Consider the following 20,031-nt stretch of genomic DNA (forward strand, 5'->3'; position numbering starts at 1 on the left):
TTTAAATCTTAATACTACCGCCATAAAAAATTCAGCAAAACAACTAGAAAGCAAAACATCGCAAAATATTAAATAAGTAAACCAACTGTAATCTTAACATATTTATAGGTAAACAGACGCACAAATACATTAAAAAGTTCTAGAAGCTCTATAAAAAAATAGTGGTTGTGCCCTTCCTATAGAAAGTAGAAGGCTCAAAATAATCGGTGGAGATTAAGAAGACCCCCACCGATTAATGATACTGCTCTATTTCATATCTACGAAAAATTGTTTATACCATACTAAGAACACATAGGCTGTCCAAATATAACGTCCACGATTTGCTTTTTCTTCATAGTGCTCATCAAGGTAGCCTACTAATTGTTTTGTATCAAAGAATTCATTGGCAAAGTCAGTTGTAAACATTTCTTTTACCATCTTATAATACTTTTCTTCACGTAGCCAGTGACGAATTGGTACTGGGAAGCCAAGCTTTGGACGTTTTGCCCATTCTTCAGGTAATTCCTGATGTGCAGCTTGACGAAGAACGTATTTCGTATCAATGTCATTTACGCGATATTTTGATGGAATGTTTTTCGCTAATTCCATCACTTCTTTATCTAAAAATGGAACACGTAATTCAATAGAATGGGCCATACTCATTTTATCTGCTTTTAATAAAATATCGCCTGGCATCCAAAGATTTAAATCAAGATACTGCATTTTAGTAACATCATCATCACCTGGAACCTCATCGTAAATACGTTTTGTAATCGATTTTACAGATGGCCCATTTTTATAGTCTGGTTTCAAAACATTTAATGCATCTTCTTCGTCCCATACAACAGCTTCCCCAATGAAGCGTTCTTCTACGGTTTGACCACCTTTAACAAGGAAGTGTGTATATTGATTTTTAGGTAACGCCTCTGCTAAGCCACGTAACGCTTTACGAATACCAAATGGAACTTTCTCATATTTTTGCATTTTGTCAGAGTTTTGGTACCATGAGTAACCACCAAAGATTTCATCCGCACCTTCACCTGAAAGTACAACTGTTACATCCTTCGATGCTAATTCAGAAAGGAAGTAAAGTGGTACAGAAGATGGGTTTGATTGTGGCTCGTCCATATGCCACTGAATTTTTGGTAATGCTTCAAAACACTCATCTGCCGAAATATATTTACGCTCATTTTGAATATTTAATGTATCAGATAAATCTTTTGCTAAATTTGTTTCATTAAACATATCCTCATAGTCAGAGAAACCAACAGAGAAGGATTTATCAGGGCGTAATAATGAAGTAATATAACTTGAATCAATACCACCTGATAAGAAAGAACCAACCTTTACATCACTTATTTGATGCGCATCTACTGATTCTCTTACTGTCGTACGAATTTCTTCTACATATTTTTCAATTGGAGCTTCTTGTGCATGGAATTTTTTATCCCAATACTGCACAATTTGCTTTTGTCCATTTTGAATAAGCATATAGTGTGCTGGTTGTAATTTGTACACACCTTTAAAGAACGTTTCGTCCATTGAAGAGTATTGGAACGTCAAATACGGACGTAGCGCATTTTTATTTAATTCTTTAATAAATGATGGATGTGGTAAAAATGATTTAATTTCTGAACCGAAAATAAAAGTACCATCTGTAGTGTTTTCTGTATAATATAGTGGCTTAATACCAAAGCCATCACGAGCGATGAATTGCAAATCATTCTTTTTATCCCAAATACAGAATGCGAACATCCCGCGAAGCTTTTTGACAAATTCTACGCCATATTCAACATAACCATAAATAATAACTTCACTATCAGAGTGTGTTTTAAAGTTGTGACCTTTTTCAACCAAATCAGCACGCAGCTCTTGGAAGTTAAAGATCTCTCCATTAAATACGAGAACGATGTTACCATCCGCACTGTACAACGGCTGATTTGCCACGTCTGATAAGTCGATAATACTTAATCGACGGAATCCTAACGTTACTTTATCATCACTGTGAATCCCACCGCTGTCTGGTCCACGGTGAATAATTGTATTCATCATATTTTCGATCGTTTGATGATGATCGATAACATTTGTTCCATTAATATAGCCTATAAATCCGCACATTCTATTTTTCACCTCATAATTTAGTGCTTAACCTTTACCATAATAGCATGAAAAGACATTCATTTCATACAGACAATACAGATATAGCAAAACTTTCATCAGCAGGTTCTCCTACACTGATTATTTGTTCAAACACCGAGCACATTATCTCTCGAAAATACCTCAATTTCCCTTCAAAACTTTACACACGTAAGCTCTTCACCGTAACTTTTGGATGACATTGTGTTAAAACGTATGCCATGTGTATAAGTTGATTGTAGTGGAGACTGGGCGACTCCTTGGGGATCAGCGTCACAGATGAGACCCTGGAGCGAGCAATGCGAGTGAAGCGGCTCATCGGACGCCCCCAGGAAAGCGCCCAGTCGGAACGGAAATCAACTCCACGTTATGGGACGAGCTACTTAAAGTAGAAGATAAAGCATTATAAAATACTTTTGTTTTATTTTCAATGTGAAAGAAGCCCCTCTATATAGACTTCATGTATAATAGGAAAGATTCCTAATTTGATAAGAAAGTGAGTTTAAATATATGTACGATGTTATCGTTATCGGTGGTGGCCCATCCGGTTTAATGGCTGCTATCGCAGCTGGAGAGCATAAAAAGAAAGTATTATTACTAGAAAAAGGGACGAAACTTGGCAAAAAATTGGCCATTTCAGGCGGTGGTCGCTGTAATGTCACAAATCGTTTATCTGTTGAAGAAATCGTTAAGCACATACCTGGGAACGGCCGTTTTCTTTACAGTCCATTCACGGTTTACAATAACGAAGATATTATCGCATTTTTCGAAGGACTTGGCGTGGCATTAAAAGAGGAAGATCATGGGCGTATGTTCCCTGTGTCTAATCGCGCGCAAGATGTTGTAGATGCACTTATTCGTCAGCTTCAGAGGCTACATGTTGAAGTTCGCTTACACACACCCGTTAATAAACTTCTAATGGATGAGGAAAAAATTCTTGGGGTACGCCTTACAGATGGCACAGAAATTCGTAGTAAGGCAGTAGTCGTTGCCGTTGGTGGGAAAGCTGTTCCACAAACAGGCTCAACAGGAGATGGTTATCCATGGGCAGAGCGTGCTGGCCATACAATAACAACTCTTTTCCCGACTGAGGTTCCTGTTCTATCAAAAGAGGATTTTATTCAAGCTCGTGAGCTACAAGGGCTTGCCCTAAGAGATGTCGCTGTCTCTGTTTTAAACAAAAAGAGCAAGGTGCTCGTAACACATCAAATGGACATGCTCTTTACTCATTTCGGATTAAGCGGTCCTGCTGTTTTGCGTTGCAGTCAATTTGTCGTGAAAGAATTAATGAAAACCGGTTACGAGCCTGTGACAATGCGTATTCAAACTCTTGTTAATTATAATGAAGAAACGTGTCTGCAATATTTAAACAAACTCATTAAAGAAGATCCAAAAAAAGCGGTGAAAAATGTTTGGAAAGGAATTGCACCTGAAAGCTGGCTTCTATTTTTATGTGAACGTGCAGACATCGATGTACAATTGACAGGTACTGAGTTATCACAGGAAAAAATCCGCAATTTAGCTAAACTACTCGTCAATTTCACAATGACAGTTAGTGGTACGCAATCCCTTGAAAAAGCATTCGTCACTGGAGGTGGCGTCTCTGTTAAAGAGATTGAACCAAAGACAATGGCTTCAAAGAAAAAAGCTGGTTTATTTTTCTGCGGAGAAATCCTTGATATTCACGGCTACACAGGTGGCTATAATATAACGTCAGCACTCGTTACAGGACGTATTGCAGGGATGAATGCAGTACTATAATATAATCTGTATGTCAGACTTCTATCAGCGATTTTTCGGGAGTTATCGGCGATTTCGAGTCTTTTATCAGCGATTTCCTACGGCTTATCAGCGATTCTAAGTCTTTTATCAGCGATCTCCTGCAACTTATCAGCGATTCTAAGTCTTTTATCAGCGATCTCCTACGGCTTATCAGCGATTCTAAGTCTTTTATCAGCGATCTCCTGCAACTTATCAGCGATTCTAAGTCTTTTATCAGCGATCTCCTGCGACTTATCAGCGATTCTAAGCCTTTTATCAGCGATCTCCTGCGACTTATCAGCGATTCTAAGCCTTTTATCAGCGATTTAAGTTACTTCTCATCATATAAAAAGCGTGTCCCAAAATGGACACGCTTTTTTAACTATCTTTAGACATATATACTTCCTCAAAAGGTTGAATGATGACAAATCCTTCACCCGAAAATGCCATTTGAATGGATTCACCACTACCACGACCGATAAACGTTCGGAAGCTAATATCTGTTTTAAACTCTGGTGCCAGATTACCTGACCATGCTACTGTAGCATGCGGATCTGTATAGACCGTTTCACCAGGCTTCACTAACAATGTTAACGGCTCAAAATGAGTTGTGATAGCTACCTTCCCTCTTCCTTGTAAGGTTACATTAAACAACCCACCTGACATGACTCCTGCCATTTTACGCATTAAATGAATATCCCAATCAATACTTGGCTCAAAGGCAAGTAAATCATTACCGTTTACACAAATACTTTCATCCTTTAAATCGAAAACCGTTATTTTTTTCCCTTGATCGGCTAAATAAAGTCGCCCCTTACCTTTAGCTTTCATAAGTTGTGTACCTTCGCCTGTTAATGCTTTTTTAAACATTTTACCGAGGCCATGTTCCAGCACACGCTCACGCTCAAACTTAATATCTCCTATGTAAGAAATCATCGCGCCCATTTTCGACCAAACCTCGCCATTTAGGTTAACCTCTAATACACGCTCAGTTTCTAACTCGAAGTATTCATTTTCGTTGTCGTCTTGCTGTGTTTTATTGATAAATTCATTTAAAGAAAATTTCCCCATATCACATTGCCTCCTTATTTATTTTATATACGTTTTAACATATGAAAAGATTCAATCAAATGCAAGAATTTAAAGGCTCCCTCTTGAAAACGAACCCCTCATTCGCTTTCCGTTACAAAATTTCTCTTTTGGTAGCGAAATCACTTTATTTCCCGTAATGATATTGACATCAGACACCGACTGTTATACATTAAACAGAGATTGATCAAGTGTTATATAACAACAACTACATAAAAAGACCATACAAGCGTCATGTGCGAAATGACACTCATATGGCCGATACCTTCAAGTGCGAATTGAAAGTATAATTTATTGTGTAGCGGAGACGTCCCCAACCTTTTGAGAAGCTTGTTTTAATGCTGTTCGTTTACGTACATCTGCACGTAATGTTAATGAAATAATTAATGAAACAGCTATTAACCCTGTAAATACATAGAATACTGGAATATAACTTCCATAAGCGTTTTTAACTGTGCTTACTAAAAGCGGTCCAAAAATGCCACCTAAAGACCAAGTTGTTAATAAATAACCATGAATAACTCCAAGTTGTTTCGTACCGAATAAATCACTTGCAAATGCTGGTAGATTCGAGAAACCTCCACCATAGCAACTTACAACTAAGAAAATAAGCGCTTGGAAAATAATAACGTTTGTTGTATGCGGTAAGACGATAAAAGTAACTAGCTGTGCGATAAAGAAAATGACAAAGACGTTCGAACGACCAATATAGTCAGACACAGCAGCCCATATTAAACGACCACCACCATTAAATAATCCCATTATTCCTACCATTGCTGCGGCTCCCGCAACTGATAATCCTACAATTTCTTGAGCCATTGGAGATGCAACAGAAATCATCATAATACCTGCTGTTACGTTTACTAAATGCATCGACCAAAGCATCCAGAAATGCTTAGTTTTCACAGCTTCACGTGCTGACATGACAGCTAAATCTTTTTTCACTACTTCTTTACCATTATCTGCAGCAGCCTTCATATTCGCTGGCATATAACCAGGTTTAGGCGGTGCTATATATGAAGCCCCTAAAATCATTAACGTGAAATAACTTGCCCCTAAAATAAAGTACGTTGTAGAAATACCTACAGCCTCCATTAAGTTAGCTGCGACTGGCGCTGTAATAAGTGCCCCTGAACCAAATCCAAGTACAGCCATACCCGTTGCTAAACCGCGGCGATCTGGGAACCATTTTACCAATGTCGATACAGGCGCAATATAACCAATACCCATACCCAAGCCACTTAGTAAACCATATGTTAACCAATACAATGTTACGGAATCCATTGAAATCGCTACACCCGCACCAGCTTGTCCTGCCCCAAATAGAACAGCTGCTATCATTGCAGATTTACGTGGCCCCATTTTTTCTACTAAGTTACCGAATAATGCTGCTGAAAAACCAGCAAGCCCCATCATTATTGTAAAGGCAACTGTTACGTTTGTTTCACTCCATCCCATTTCTGTGACAATCGGTAGCTTGTATACACTGTATGCATATGCTCCACCGATTGAAAGGTGAATAGCGATTGCGGATAATGCAATTAACCATCTATTTTTATTCATAATTTCTCTTTTCTCCCCTCTTTTGCTACCTGTGAAAGTTTTATGAACGTCCATGTAAAACAATTTAACACTTAGAATTATTCAAATGCAAGATGTTTTTTCAAAAAATATTATTTCTCCAAAAAGTATTTTATTTTTTACCCTAGTAATTTTATAACGAAAACCTTACAGCCTCTAAGTAAATAGATGTTTATTAAACGAAAACCATAACATTTTTTAGCTAATATTATTTTTCTACTCTATTATCAAGTTGCACATAAATTATTTTGATATAATTAATTTTGTGCATATTTTCACATACAATCTATGTATATTGTATTTTTTCTAACTCTCATTAATCCTGCACATTTCTTTAATAGGGCACAAAAAGATAATCATCATGTAGAAATTTTTAGAATAAGAGAGAATTTTGCAACTTAAATAAACGAATTTCTTTCTCGTAAAAGGATGCTAAAAAATATTGTTAAATGATCTATTTAACTTTTAATGGATATTCATTTAAATAAACCCAATACACATTTTGTATATTTTAAAATGAATAATCACTACCCATTCATTTTTATTATTCAAATATATATTTTTTCACTTAAAATGAATCCTGCACATTTTTCAAACTATGGCTAGTAATGCTTTTTAAACAAAAGCAACTAAACCAATCAGTTATAACAAAAACTTTTCCTATAGCACACAAGTAAAAAAGTACTTTTTAGAACGATGTTAATAACACTAAACTCCAAGTGTGGGTCAGTTATGTATACGAACGTATTCTTCAAAGGATTTTACTTTTAGTATTTTTATCGGTTATTACAGTTCCTCTTCTTAATTACATTTTTCAAAAAAAGTTTTCAATATCTAGTCATATATCAAAAAGAGATGCTCTGGAATAACTCGAGCATCTCTTTTCGTTCGTTTCCTTTTCTATAGAAAATAAATGATAAATACAATAATTAGTGGCACTAGTGCAAATGACCCCACCGAAACATAATGTCTTTTTTCTTCACGCCCATAATAATAGTCAATCATAATAGTGCTTACTATAGCGATAGTTAAAAATATGCAAAATGCAGCTGTATATAAAAACCACCCATTTATATTAAATAAAATTAAAGTCGCCCCTTGTATAAACTTAGCAATATACGTTGTACGTTGATGGCTTGTATTTATATATTTTGGTTCCTTTGGAATGCTAAACTTTTTTCGAATAGCTTTTTCTAAAAGCCACCCTAGTAAGAAAGCAATTATTAAAAAAGTAAAGATCTTACCAAAACTAAAATCTTTTTCATCTTTTTGCATAAGCGCAATAAATGCTGAGGCAGTATCGTCATCTTTCACTTTATAAAAGACATTTGTATGCCGATCGCTGAAAGCTAGCTGCCCATCGTTTAAGAACATTTTTAGCTGCGCAGCCTGCCCATTATCAAACTCCACCCATACATCACGAAACGCATAATAATCATTATCCATTTTCGATTTAACTGCTTTTTGAAGCGTATTAGCAATGAGCCTTGTTTCCGAATCTTTTTTATATGCTTGTTGCACTAAGATCCAACCAGTTCTTCCAGCCTCAAAGGAATCTTCCTCCTGATTTCGTGCAATAGTAAACTGTTTAACCTCATGCTGGGCTAGTTCAACAATCGTCGCATGCCTAGATGTATCTACTTGCTTCCATGGCCCAATTACAATTAAAATGAGGATCGTCACGACTGCTCCAATGAAAATCGTTGGATATTGCCATCTACTATGCTGTTTATTTTGCTGAACTACATCGTGCAAAATACGCTCCTGCAATTGTTGTGAGAAACGTCGGGCTTCTCCAAGCTCTTTATCCAGCTTATCCTTAAAAGATGTCATCTTTTAGCACCTCCCAATGATTTTTGTCCAGTTTTTCCTGCAATATTTGTCTTGCTCTACGTAGTCTTGTTTTCACTGTATTTTCTGTATAGGCAAGAACCTCTGCTATCTCTCGAACCTTTAATTCTTGGTAATAATAAAGAATAATTACTTCTCGGTAGTTGATTGGAAGCTCAAACAAAGCTGCTGTCACAATTCTTCGTTCATCCTTTTCAAGCAAACTTGTTTCTGGCGATCGTTTACTGACTCCAATATGCAGCTTTTCAAATAAAATATGGCGCTTATTTTTCCAGCTTCGTAAATAGTCATGACTTTTATGTATTGTTATTTTTACTAAATATGTTTTTAGTGAGGATCGTTGTTCAAAGCGCTCCTGCTGCCGATAATAGGCAAAAAATACATCCTGAACGATTTCTTCTGCGATAGCCCAGTCCTTTACATACAGATAGGCTACTCGAAGACAGTATTCACCATGCTCTTCCATAACCCTTGCTAAATGCTCACTCAAACAAACACCTCCTATTTCACACTATAGTCGTATCGAACTCTCAGTTGGTTTCGTAAAAAAGAAAAAAGTGCCCAAATATTGGACACTTTTCACCTTATTATTTCACGACGATATTAACAAGCTTGCCTGGAATGACAATAATTTTTACTAAGTTTTTGCCTGCTATATACTCTTGTACTTTGTCATCTGCAAGAGCTACTTTTTCGATTTCTTCTTTTGAAGCATCTTTCGCTACGATAATTTTTGCACGTACTTTGCCGGCCACTTGTACTGCGATTTCCACTTCATCATCAACAAGTTTAGCCTCATCATATGTTGGCCATTGCGCATATGAAAGTGTTTCTCCATGACCTAAAATCTGCCATAGTTCTTCAGCAACGTGTGGAACCATTGGAGCTAGCATTTTCACAAATCCTTCAGCATATTCTGTTGGAATTACATCTGCTTTATAGCAATCATTGATGAATACCATCATTTGTGAAATAGCTGTATTGAAGCGAATACCTTCGTAATCCTCTGTCACTTTTTTCACCGTTTGATGATATGATTTTTCAAGTGTTTTGTCATCAGAAGCTTGAATTTTCGCAGCGATTGTACCATCTTCTTCATTGATAAATAGACGCCAAATACGATCTAAGAAGCGACGTGCTCCGTCCAAGCCATTTGTTGACCATGCAACAGATGCTTCAAGTGGACCCATAAACATTTCATATAGACGTAAAGTATCAGCACCATGTGAAGAAATGATTTCATCAGGGTTAACGACATTACCTTTTGATTTAGACATTTTTTCGTTACCTTCACCAAGAATCATCCCTTGGTTAAATAATTTGTGGAATGGCTCTTTCGTGTGTACAACACCTAAATCGTATAATACTTTGTGCCAGAAGCGGGCGTATAGTAAGTGTAATACGGCATGCTCTGCCCCACCGATATAAATATCAACTGGTAACCAGCGTTTCAGTAACTCAGGGTCCGCAATTGCTTCTTTATTTGTTGGGTCTATATACCGTATGAAGTACCAGCTAGAACCTGCCCACTGTGGCATAGTGTTCGTTTCGCGACGACCTTTTTTGCCCGTTTCAGGATCAACAACATTTACCCATTCAGAAATATTCGCTAATGGAGACTCACCAGTACCCGAAGGACGAATATTATCTGTTTTTGGTAACATTAATGGTAATTCTGATTCCGGTACTGGTGTCGTTGTACCATCTTCCCAATGAATCATAGGGATTGGCTCACCCCAGTAACGTTGACGAGAGAATAACCAGTCGCGAAGACGGTAAGAGATTTTCTTCTCCCCTACGCCTTTTTCCTCTAGCCATTCAATTGCTTTTGCAATACCGTCCTCTTTGTTTAAGCCATCAAGGAATTCAGAGTTAATGTGCTTACCATCTCCTGTGAATGCCTCTTTGCTAATGTCTCCACCTTCAAGTACAGGAGTAATCTCTAAACCAAATTCTGTTGCAAATTCATAGTCGCGCTCATCATGTGCTGGAACCGCCATGATTGCACCTGTACCATATGAAATTAATACGTAGTCTGCAATCCAAATCGGCATTTTTTTACCGTTAATTGGATTCACTGCATAGGCACCTGTAAATACGCCTGTTTTTTCTTTCGCTAAATCTGTACGCTCTAAATCAGATTTCATTTTTGCCTTATCTAAATAAGCTTCAACAGCTTGACGTTGTTCAGCAGTTGTAATTTGCCCCACGAATTGATGCTCAGGTGCAAGAACACAGTATGTAGCACCAAATAAAGTATCAGGACGAGTTGTAAATACTGTGAAGTTTTCATCTGTACCATCTATACTAAATGTTACTTCTGCACCTTCTGAACGACCAATCCAGTTACGCTGCATATCCTTAATAGACTCTGGCCAATCAACTTCCTCTAAGTCGTCGATTAAACGATCAGCAAACGCAGTAATTTTAAGCATCCATTGTTTCATCGGACGACGTTCTACAGGGTGACCACCACGCTCTGACTTTCCATCAATAACTTCTTCGTTTGCAAGTACTGTTCCTAGTGCAGGACACCAGTTTACAGCTACTTCATCTACATAGGCTAAACCTTTGTTATAAAGTTGAATAAAGATCCATTGTGTCCATTTATAATATTCTGGATCTGTTGTGTTAATTTCACGATCCCAATCATAACTAAAGCCTAGCTCTTGGATTTGACGCTTGAATGTCGCAATATTTTTCGCTGTAAATTCAGCTGGGTCATTTCCTGTATCCAGTGCATATTGTTCTGCTGGTAAACCGAATGCATCCCACCCCATAGGATGTAGGACGTTATAGCCTTGCATACGCTTGAAGCGTGAAAGGATGTCTGTCGCCGTGTAACCCTCTGGATGTCCTACATGAAGACCTGCACCAGATGGGTACGGGAACATATCTAATGCATAAAATTTTGGTTTTTCTGTTTCATTTTCAGTTTTGAAAGTTTTGTTATCAGCCCAATATTGCTGCCACTTTTTTTCAATTTGTTGATGATTAAAACTCATTATTTTTCCTCCTTTGAATGCGTCATACTTTTCACTTAAAGAATTGACAAAATATTTAAAAAATAAAAAAACTCGTCCCTCTCTTTGTCAGAAAGGGACGAGAGAATTCGTATCTCCCGCGGTACCACCCACATTAGTGATTACACTCGGCTCTTGCTTCCTTAACGCGGAAAGGCACGGCACGCGCTATTTCACGCGGGCAGACTCAGAAGGCGAGTTCAATTTGCTTTCCTACTAGCTCCCACCAACCGCTAGCTCTCTAAAAAGAACCACAAATTTACTATTCCTAAATCACTGTCTTTACAAGTATTGCATTTATTCTAATGGAAAGTACTGAAAAGCACAAGACTTTGTTTACATACTACCCATTTTTGAACAATTCAATGCCTATTTGTGAAACTGCAGCTATTTTAAACTACGAGAAAGTTCCGTAAAAATAACTCCTAGCGCATAAGCACCAGCATCCGGATAGCCTAGGCTTCTTTCACCAACTGTACCAGCGCGACCCATTCGAGCAACGATTTCTTTTGTATATTCCGCTCCTTTAACAGCAGCCTCTGCCCCTTTGTCAAAGGCAGTTTTAAAATCCGCACAAGCAAAAGCGCTTTCTGTCCAAACATTTACACAAGGTACTAGTGCATCTACAAGCGTTTTATCGCCTACCTCTGCCCCTCTTCCGAAAGAGCGCTCACCGATAGACTGTATGCCTTTAAGCGCAGCTTGTAACATTTCAGCAAACTCTCCGACCGTTAATTCGATTTTTCCTTCTACAGTTTTACCCGCAGCTCGGAAAGCCCCTCCCCAAATGGGTCCAGAAGCGCCTCCACAATGCTCCATAATCACCATAGAACACGCATCAAGGAAAGTCCCAATATTTAAATGTTCCTGACCTAGAATCGAGCCCCATTCTCGTTTTAATTGCTTAAATCCTTTAGCGACGCTCATTCCGAAATCGCCATCACCTGCATGTGTATCTAATTCGCAGAAAGGTACTTCGTTCTTGATAATAATTTCGCTCATTTTATCTACGAGATAAATCATATTATTTAATGTGATGACCTCACTCTTGATAATAGCGTGCTCTTCCACTGTTTCCGTCTCAAAGAAAACTCGTTTCTCTTCTATATTGTCATTAATATCTACATATTCTACACTATCAACTGGTCCCTCTACCTTAAATGCAGGTGTATTACATTCTTTCGATAGTAATGTTTTCAGCTCATTATCTAGTTTCATTACTGTTAGAGAAATCCCGGCCATATCAATACTAGTCATGTAATTGCCGACAAACGTTCTATTAATTCGTATATTTCTTTTACTTAACTCTCTAGTAACGGCATTGTTATACAGATAAAGTTCTTGAAGCGGTGTACCGCCAAAGCCATTTACTAAAACAGCAATTTCAACACCTTTATCTAATCCTAAATCTTTCACAAGGTCATTTGTCATACGAATAGCTAATTCATCTGCTGCCATAACTTTTTCACGTTTTCTCCCGGGCTCTCCATGAATACCCACGCCATATTCCATCTCATCTTCACCTAATTTAAAAGTCGGTGATCCACTAGCCGGAACCGTACAGGAAGTTAGTGCTAGACCAATTGTTCGAACATTTGCCGCCGCTTTTTCCGCAACAGCTTTCACCTGCATCAAATTCATACCTTCTTCTGCTGCCGCACCAGCAATTTTATGCACTAACACAACCCCCGCAACGCCGCGTCTTCCTACTGTATAAAGACTATCCTCTACTGCAATATCATCATTTACGCGAACGTACTCTACTCGAATACCATCCTCAGTAGCTAAGTAGGCACCATTTTTAAAGTTCATAATATCTCCGCTGTAATTTTTAATAATAAGCAGTGTACCTTTTTTGCTGGCTGTCGCTTTAATGGCTTGATAAACCTGTATTTGCGAAGGAGAAGCAAATACGTCACCGCATACTGCAGCATCAAGCATTCCTTTCCCTACCAATCCCGCATGTGCCGGTTCATGTCCACTACCGCCACCACTAATTAAAGTTACCTTATTTTCATTCATTTCTTTTTTCTTAATTATTTTATATTTTTTTAACAACTCAAGTTCCGGATGAGCCATTACCATCCCATTGCACATTTCCATAACGAGTGTTTCAGGTTGATTCATAATTTTTTTCATTTTTATTCCTCCCCTGTAAGTTTGGTTACATTCTTCGCAGCCTATTCCTATCCATACTTCTATAATTATTCATAGGAGATTTCTGCTATGATATGATTTCTATTATTTGAAAGCATATTCTTATTAATTATAGCAAAATGAAAGCGCTTTATCTCAGAAGGACAAAATGAACGATTTGTCTAAAGACACTAGGCTTTTTTATGTTGTAGAGATGATCATCATAACCTCTTAAACAGTTATTCCCACCTAACTTCTACGTTTTCGTAGAAGTTAGGTGGGAGACTTGTACCTGTTGCTTCGCTTTCGGTGAGAATAAATTACTGCCCGTTAACACGGGATAATTTCTGACATTCACGAAAAGCAAAATGCTTACATCCAATACATTTATTTGTATCTAAATAACTTAAAGCCTTATTAATCGCTTCTCCTGTACGCTGATAGAAATTATCTTCACCAATTTCAGCATATAAACCATTTTTTTGTAGTGCTAATTTCACTTCACCTTGCACACCTGTAACTAAAATAGTGCCACCCTGAGCTTTAAAATTCCGGATGACATTACCAAAATATGTCTCACCTGTCGTATCCAAAAAGGGCACTTTACTCATACGTAATATCAAAACTTTTTGTTGTTGTTGAATGGAACTTACAATTGCCTCCTCAAAAGTTTGAGCTGCACCAAAGAAAAGAGGACCTTCAATTGTATAAATACTAATTTGTGGACAGTCACGTTTCTGATGAACAACATGTGATTGTACCTTCCCACTTTCTTTCGAATGATCCGGTAACACTTTTGTTACTACAAGCTTTTCGCTCATACGCTTCGCAAATAATACGACCGCTAACACAAGTCCAACCTCTACAGCTAATGTTAAGCTTGTAAAAACAGTCAGTAAAAACGTAATCATTAAAACGAGGGAATCGCCAGATTTTAATTTAACAATATGCGCAAAATGCTTTTGCTCACTCATATTCCAAGCCACCACCATTAAAACTGGAGCCATACTTGCTAAAGGAATATGTGAAGCAAAGGGCGCTAGTATTAATAAAGTGACTAAGACAAATACACCGTGAATAACCCCTGATATTGGTGATACGGCACCTGTTTTAATATTTGTTGCAGTTCGAGCAATAGCCCCTGTCGCAGGGATTCCTCCAAAGAAAGGAGTGACGATATTAGCAATTCCTTGACCAACAAGTTCTCGATTACTATTATGTTTTGTATTTGTCATACCATCTGCTACTACTGCCGATAGAAGTGATTCAATGCCACCTAACATGGCGATCACAAAGGCTGGTCCAATAAGTAGCTGAATTCGCTCTAATGTGATATCTGGAATTGCAAAATTCGGTATTGTATTTGGAATTTGACCATAGGCTGTTGCGATTGTGGCAACTTGTTCAGAAAAAAAGAACGTTGCAACTAATGTAGAAACAACAATGCCTGCTAACGCCCCTGGAACTTTGGGTAAAACTTTAGGTGTTATTAAAATAATGATGAGACTAATGATTGCCGTTAAAACACTATAAAAGTTTGTTGTGCCAATATGCATAACAATTTCTTTTACATTGTCAATAAAATACTCATGTCTTTTAATATTAGTCAAACCTAAGAAATTAGCGATTTGGCCTGTAAAAATAATAACTGCAATTCCTGCTGTAAATCCTATTGTCACGGGACGCGGGATAAATTTTATTAATGAGCCAAGTTTAAATATCCCCATTAAGCACAAAATAATTCCGGCCATTAATCCAGCGATTAGTAAGTTTTCATAACCATACGAAATGACTACCCCTAGCAGAATTGGCACAAACGCACCTGTAGGTCCCCCGATTTGATATTTCGAACCACCCAAAAGAGAAATAAGTATTCCAGCAATAAAAGCTGTATATATTCCATACTCAGGCTTAACACCTGACGCAATAGCAAAGGACATTGCCAGCGGTATTGCCACAATCCCGACAATGACCCCTGATATTAAATCTTTTTTCAAATGATGAACTGAATATCCTTCATATCGTCCTGTAAACAGTGACTTCATCTATAAATCTTCCCTTCAAAATAATAAGCAAGGTAAATGTTTCATAAGAACACAGTCTACAAAATTTACATATCCTCTTCATTATTTTCGTTAATAGTCATTTCTTCTAATCTTGAAATTGTATTTATCAAATGATTGTTGAAAATATCCTTTGCAACACCAAGTAATTCCCCAATCATCGGATCGCTTAAAGAATAGTAAACTCTTTTCCCCTCTTTCGTCCCATGCACAATATTTTTGGCTCGTAATACACTTAATTGCTGAGAAACAGCTGAGCCCTCTTTTTCTAAGCAGCTTTGAATTTCATTGACATTTTTTTTACCATCTACTAGTAATTCTAGAATTCTGATTCGTAATGGATGTGCTAAAGCTTTAAAAAAATCTGCCTTAAATTGCTGCAAGCTCTCTTCCACATAAACCCCTCCAAGGAACTTCATTTTCATATATTCAAATATTTGAATATGTATGATTGATTGTACGCCACAATTTGTTGACTTTCAATATCAACTATTAAAAAACGAGCAAAAAACGTGTTTCCCACACATTTTTTGCTCGTTTTGAAAATATTTTTGTTAAATTTAACTATTAATCTGTCACTGTTTTCTTGTTTCGTAAAGGATAATCATAGATAAGGCATGGAATAATCGCAAACAATACAATAATTACTAGGATTAATACGAGAGCAATCATGCCAAACTGATCAACCATAATACCACCAAATAGAGGGCCAATCATACGACCTGTAGTTGCCGCACTATTAATAATCCCTTGATAAAAACCCTGACGCCCTTTTGGTGCAAGCTGATTGGCGATGGTAGGTAAAGCAGGCGTATAAAACATTTCACCAAAAGTTAGCACAACCATTGCTGCTCCAAACATTTTAAAATCACTCGCAAATGCAATGATGCCAAAGGATATTGCGATCAGGATAACGCCAAAAACTAATTGACGCTTCAATTTGTTTTCCCAACGTTTCACTAGCGGCGCAATTAGCGGTTGCCCTAAAACGATAAGTAGGCCATTAATTGTCCAAAGTAAGCTGTACTGTTTCAACCCTAATCCTAGATCTTGCGTATAGGAAGAAATAGTCGCACTCCATTGTGAATAAGCTAGCCAGCATAACACAGAGGATGAACTAATAATTAATAATGCATAAAACGGTGCTTTATTAATAATTCGCTTACTTTCACTCACAACATTCTTCGGTGCAATGCTTCCCTCTTCTAATCGTTTAAAAGTAAAAAACGCTATAAAAAAGAACAATATATACATAGCTAAGTTGACAATGAAGACGTAGTCAAATTTGTAATCAGCAACAACGCCAGCAAGTGCAGGACCAATCGCCACTCCTACATTTTGAGCTAAATAAATTGCGTTAAAAGCCTTTCGTCCGCCCTCAGGCCACGCAGTTCCAGCTAAAGCAAACATTCCTGGGAAGACAATACCCCCACTAAAGCCAAGTATCGTTAAAATCCACACATAATGTGGCCAGTCGTGCCAAATCGTTAAAGCAACTAATGAGGAAATTGTCAAAAGAATGCCCAACATTGTTGATTTATAGCCACCTATTCTATCAAATAAATAACCACCTAAGAGATTTCCTAATACGCCGGCAGCAGAATTCAACATCAACACAAAGCCTGCCATCGCAAGTGATTTCCCTAAATAATCGTGCATATAAATGGCGTTTAAAGGCCATAAAAACGAGTTGCCTGTTGTGTTCACAAACATTCCGATAATTAAAAACCAAACACTTTTTGGCATAGAACGACCTCCATTGTTTCGCTACTCTAAATAGTTAGTTTATGTTGAAAAATACAAAAGCACAAGAAAAATAAATTTACTCTTTTTACTTAGGCTTTAGAATAGTGATAGGTTTCGTTCGGTACTCCTCATGATTTGCTCCAGTCATTCACATAAATCATGACGGAAGCACCAGCACGTGATAAAATATAACGTTAGAGGAGTGAAATAAATGACAGAGACAAACTTTCCTTTTCCTTCAGATGGGAAAAGATATTATACATGGAATCGCTATTTACGTGAGCAATTTGGTCATAAAGTTTTTAAAGTAGCACTAGACGCAGGCTTTGACTGCCCAAATCGTGATGGTACTGTTGCCTTCGGAGGTTGTACGTTTTGTAGTGCAGCAGGTTCAGGTGATTTTGCAGGCAATAAAGTTGATACTATCGAGGTACAATTTGCTGAAATCAGTAACAAAATGCATCAAAAATGGAAGGATGGCAAATATATGGCCTACTTCCAGGCATATACAAATACACATGCACCACTTCCTGTATTAAAGGAAAAATTTGAAGCTGCGTTGGCTCAAGAGGGAGTTGTTGGATTATCCATCGCAACGCGCCCAGATTGTCTGCCAGATGATGTAGTTGAATATTTAGCTGAATTAAACGAGCGTACCTATTTATGGATTGAGCTCGGACTTCAGACTGTGCATGAAAAAACAGCAAATCTTATCAACCGCGCCCACGATTATGCAACATATGTGGAAGGTGTTAACAAGCTACGAAAGCATGGTATTCGCGTATGCTCGCACATTATTAATGGTCTTCCTCTTGAAGACTATGACATGATGATGGAAACTGCTCGTGAAGTCGCAAAACTTGATGTACAAGGCATTAAAATTCATTTACTACACCTTTTAAAAGGTACGCCAATGGTTAAGCAATATGAAAAGGGCATGTTAGAATTTTTAGATCAAGACGTTTATACAAAGCTTGTAGCAGATCAACTTGAAATTCTACCACCGGATATGGTTATTCACCGTATCACAGGCGATGGACCAATTGATTTAATGATTGGCCCAATGTGGAGTGTTAATAAATGGGAAGTATTAAATGGCATTGATGCAGAACTTGAACGACGTGGAAGCTGGCAAGGGAAATTTTATCGAGCTGAGGCTGCCAAATGAAGCTACAACGTGTTTTACAATATGCACAACAGCTACTAACAGATACAGTTGAAGAGGGAGACACTGCAGTGGATGCCACAGCGGGTAACGGCCACGACGCATTGTTTTTAGCACAGCTTGTCGGCGATGAAGGTCAAGTGTACGCATTTGATGTTCAAAAGAGCGCTGTTGATGCAACTCTCCACCGCCTTTTAGATCATGGCTTAGAGCACCGTGCACTTGTTTTGCATAGAGGGCATGAAGAAGTAGCCAACTATGTACACAAGCCGGTAGCTGCTGCAATTTTCAATCTTGGGTATTTGCCTGGTAGTAATCACGACATCGTTACACAGCCAAATACAACGATACAAGCGATTGAAGATTTGCTAAAGCTACTCAAAATCGGTGGTCTTATTGTCCTTGTCATTTATCACGGTCATCCGGGTGGTAAGGAAGAACGGGATGCAGTGATAGAATATGTCAGTCAACTTCCCCAAAAATATGTACATGTATTAAAATACGAGTTTCTAAATCAACAAAATGATCCACCCTTTGTGATAGCTTTGGAGAAAATGAAAGATTACTCGTTAAGTTAATTAAACCTTTCGATATAAGGCGTGATTCCGATAGAACATTGGAATCTGCCTTTTAATTTTGAAAAGAAAATATCCCCCGATGGCGCGGGGGATAGGGAGGAGTACTTAATTATTACTTTCATGTCAAATTACCTTAATTAACTTAGCTTAGTTAGATTTTAAAAGTGTTTGTTGTTTCATTGCATCCACATATCGTTGATTGACTTTATCCCAATCGACAGTATTCCACCAATTCGTAACAAATTCAGGTCGGCGATTTTGATATTTCAAATAATATGCATGTTCCCATACATCAATAACGAGTAGAGGAATTTTCCCTTCTTTTAAAGGTGTGTCTTGGTTAGCTGTACTCATAATGGTTAATTGTTCGCCATCAAGCACTAGCCAGCCATACCCACTTCCAAAGCGGGTAATTGCTGCTTTAGAAAGCTGATCCTGAAAATTATCAAACGTTTTAAAATAATAATCAATCGCCTTTCCCATATCTGCATTCGCTTTGCCACCACCACAGGGACTCATCAATTCCCAAAACAAACTGTGGCAATAGTGACCTCCACCATTATTTTGTACAGCTGTTTGAATGTCAGCTGGAAGTACATCAAGATTGCGTAATAAATCTTCTAATGACATATTTTGCAAATCCTTATGACCTTCTAAGACCGCATTTAAATTATTTACATACGTAGCATGATGCTTAGCATGATGAATTTCTAACGTTCTAGCATCAATATAAGGCTCCAACTGATCATAATCATATGATAGTTTCGGTAAATGGAACACAGTCATTTTTTCACCTCCTCCCAAAATGTTTCTCAAAGGAAAGATAATTTCCTTAAAACAAAATATACCTTCTTTTTCTATTGCAGTCAACAGAAAATTTATTTTCTTTTTATAAAATCAAAAAAGCTATCTAATAGAATATT

14 protein-coding genes and 1 other annotated feature are annotated in these 20,031 nt (G+C 37.6%); of the genes, 3 read left to right on the top strand and 11 right to left on the bottom strand.

Annotated features, from left to right (window positions below; genetic code table 11):
• Positions 1-246: 246 nt before the first annotated feature.
• Positions 247-2,097 carry an asparagine synthase (glutamine-hydrolyzing) gene (asnB, locus tag ACIQZA_RS09055; protein ID WP_400932328.1) on the bottom strand — a complete coding sequence of 617 codons (1,851 nt, stop codon included), beginning with the start codon at positions 2,095-2,097 and terminating at the stop codon, positions 247-249.
• Between the two features lie 528 nt (positions 2,098-2,625).
• On the opposite strand from asnB, the gene ACIQZA_RS09060 reads away from it, so the two are divergent.
• Positions 2,626-3,876, top strand: a complete 1,251-nt coding sequence (locus tag ACIQZA_RS09060) for a BaiN/RdsA family NAD(P)/FAD-dependent oxidoreductase (protein ID WP_402882066.1) — start codon at positions 2,626-2,628, stop codon at positions 3,874-3,876.
• Between the two features lie 378 nt (positions 3,877-4,254).
• Here ACIQZA_RS09060 and ACIQZA_RS09065 read toward each other — a convergent pair whose 3' ends face one another.
• From ACIQZA_RS09065 to ACIQZA_RS09105, 9 genes are all read right to left on the bottom strand, one after another.
• On the bottom strand, positions 4,255-4,947 hold the full coding sequence (locus tag ACIQZA_RS09065; RefSeq protein WP_053485054.1) for an AIM24 family protein: 693 nt from the start codon (positions 4,945-4,947) through the stop codon (positions 4,255-4,257).
• A 309-nt stretch (positions 4,948-5,256) separates the two neighbouring features.
• Positions 5,257-6,528, bottom strand: a complete 1,272-nt coding sequence (locus tag ACIQZA_RS09070; RefSeq protein WP_400932323.1) for an L-lactate MFS transporter — start codon at positions 6,526-6,528, stop codon at positions 5,257-5,259.
• Positions 6,529-7,446: 918 nt separating this feature from the next.
• Positions 7,447-8,379 carry a hypothetical protein gene (locus ACIQZA_RS09075; RefSeq protein ID WP_402882063.1) on the bottom strand — a complete coding sequence of 311 codons (933 nt, stop codon included), beginning with the start codon at positions 8,377-8,379 and terminating at the stop codon, positions 7,447-7,449.
• Complete coding sequence (locus ACIQZA_RS09080) at positions 8,366-8,887, bottom strand: sigma-70 family RNA polymerase sigma factor (protein WP_402882062.1); 522 nt, start codon at positions 8,885-8,887, stop codon at positions 8,366-8,368. Before ACIQZA_RS09080 ends, ACIQZA_RS09075 begins: the two co-directional genes overlap by 14 nt.
• 97 nt (positions 8,888-8,984) lie before the next feature.
• Positions 8,985-11,402 (bottom strand): leucine--tRNA ligase, encoded by a 2,418-nt coding sequence (gene leuS / locus ACIQZA_RS09085; RefSeq protein ID WP_402882060.1) that lies wholly within the window; start codon positions 11,400-11,402, stop codon positions 8,985-8,987.
• 90 nt (positions 11,403-11,492) lie between these two features.
• Positions 11,493-11,706: a binding site (T-box leader), on the bottom strand.
• A gap of 101 nt (positions 11,707-11,807) precedes the next feature.
• Positions 11,808-13,559 (bottom strand): dihydroxyacetone kinase subunit DhaK, encoded by a 1,752-nt coding sequence (gene dhaK, locus ACIQZA_RS09090; protein ID WP_400932317.1) that lies wholly within the window; start codon positions 13,557-13,559, stop codon positions 11,808-11,810.
• 317 nt (positions 13,560-13,876) lie between these two features.
• Positions 13,877-15,601, bottom strand: coding sequence for a SulP family inorganic anion transporter (locus ACIQZA_RS09095; RefSeq protein WP_402882059.1), 1,725 nt, complete (start codon positions 15,599-15,601; stop codon positions 13,877-13,879).
• A 65-nt stretch (positions 15,602-15,666) separates the two neighbouring features.
• Positions 15,667-16,014, bottom strand: a complete 348-nt coding sequence (locus ACIQZA_RS09100; protein ID WP_142510684.1) for an ArsR/SmtB family transcription factor — start codon at positions 16,012-16,014, stop codon at positions 15,667-15,669.
• A 172-nt stretch (positions 16,015-16,186) separates the two neighbouring features.
• The gene (locus tag ACIQZA_RS09105; RefSeq protein WP_400932311.1) at positions 16,187-17,365 is read right to left on the bottom strand and encodes an MDR family MFS transporter; all 1,179 of its coding nucleotides are present in this window, start codon (positions 17,363-17,365) and stop codon (positions 16,187-16,189) included.
• Between the two features lie 211 nt (positions 17,366-17,576).
• On the opposite strand from ACIQZA_RS09105, the gene mnmL reads away from it, so the two are divergent.
• A complete protein-coding gene (gene mnmL, locus ACIQZA_RS09110) occupies positions 17,577-18,533 on the top strand; it encodes a tRNA modification radical SAM protein MnmL/YtqA (RefSeq protein WP_400932308.1) in 957 nt (318 codons plus the stop codon).
• Positions 18,530-19,108, top strand: coding sequence for a tRNA 5-(aminomethyl)-2-thiouridylate-methyltransferase MnmM (gene mnmM / locus ACIQZA_RS09115; protein ID WP_400932305.1), 579 nt, complete (start codon positions 18,530-18,532; stop codon positions 19,106-19,108). The genes mnmL and mnmM overlap by 4 nt, the downstream gene beginning before the upstream one ends.
• Positions 19,109-19,255: 147 nt before the next feature.
• On the opposite strand, the gene ACIQZA_RS09120 is transcribed toward mnmM, so the two are convergent.
• Positions 19,256-19,894 (bottom strand): superoxide dismutase, encoded by a 639-nt coding sequence (locus ACIQZA_RS09120; RefSeq protein ID WP_402882054.1) that lies wholly within the window; start codon positions 19,892-19,894, stop codon positions 19,256-19,258.
• Positions 19,895-20,031 lie beyond the last annotated feature (137 nt).

Origin of the sequence: Lysinibacillus sp. NPDC096382, assembly GCF_044762845.1 — a bacterium.
Lineage (GTDB): Bacteria > Bacillota > Bacilli > Bacillales_A > Planococcaceae > Lysinibacillus.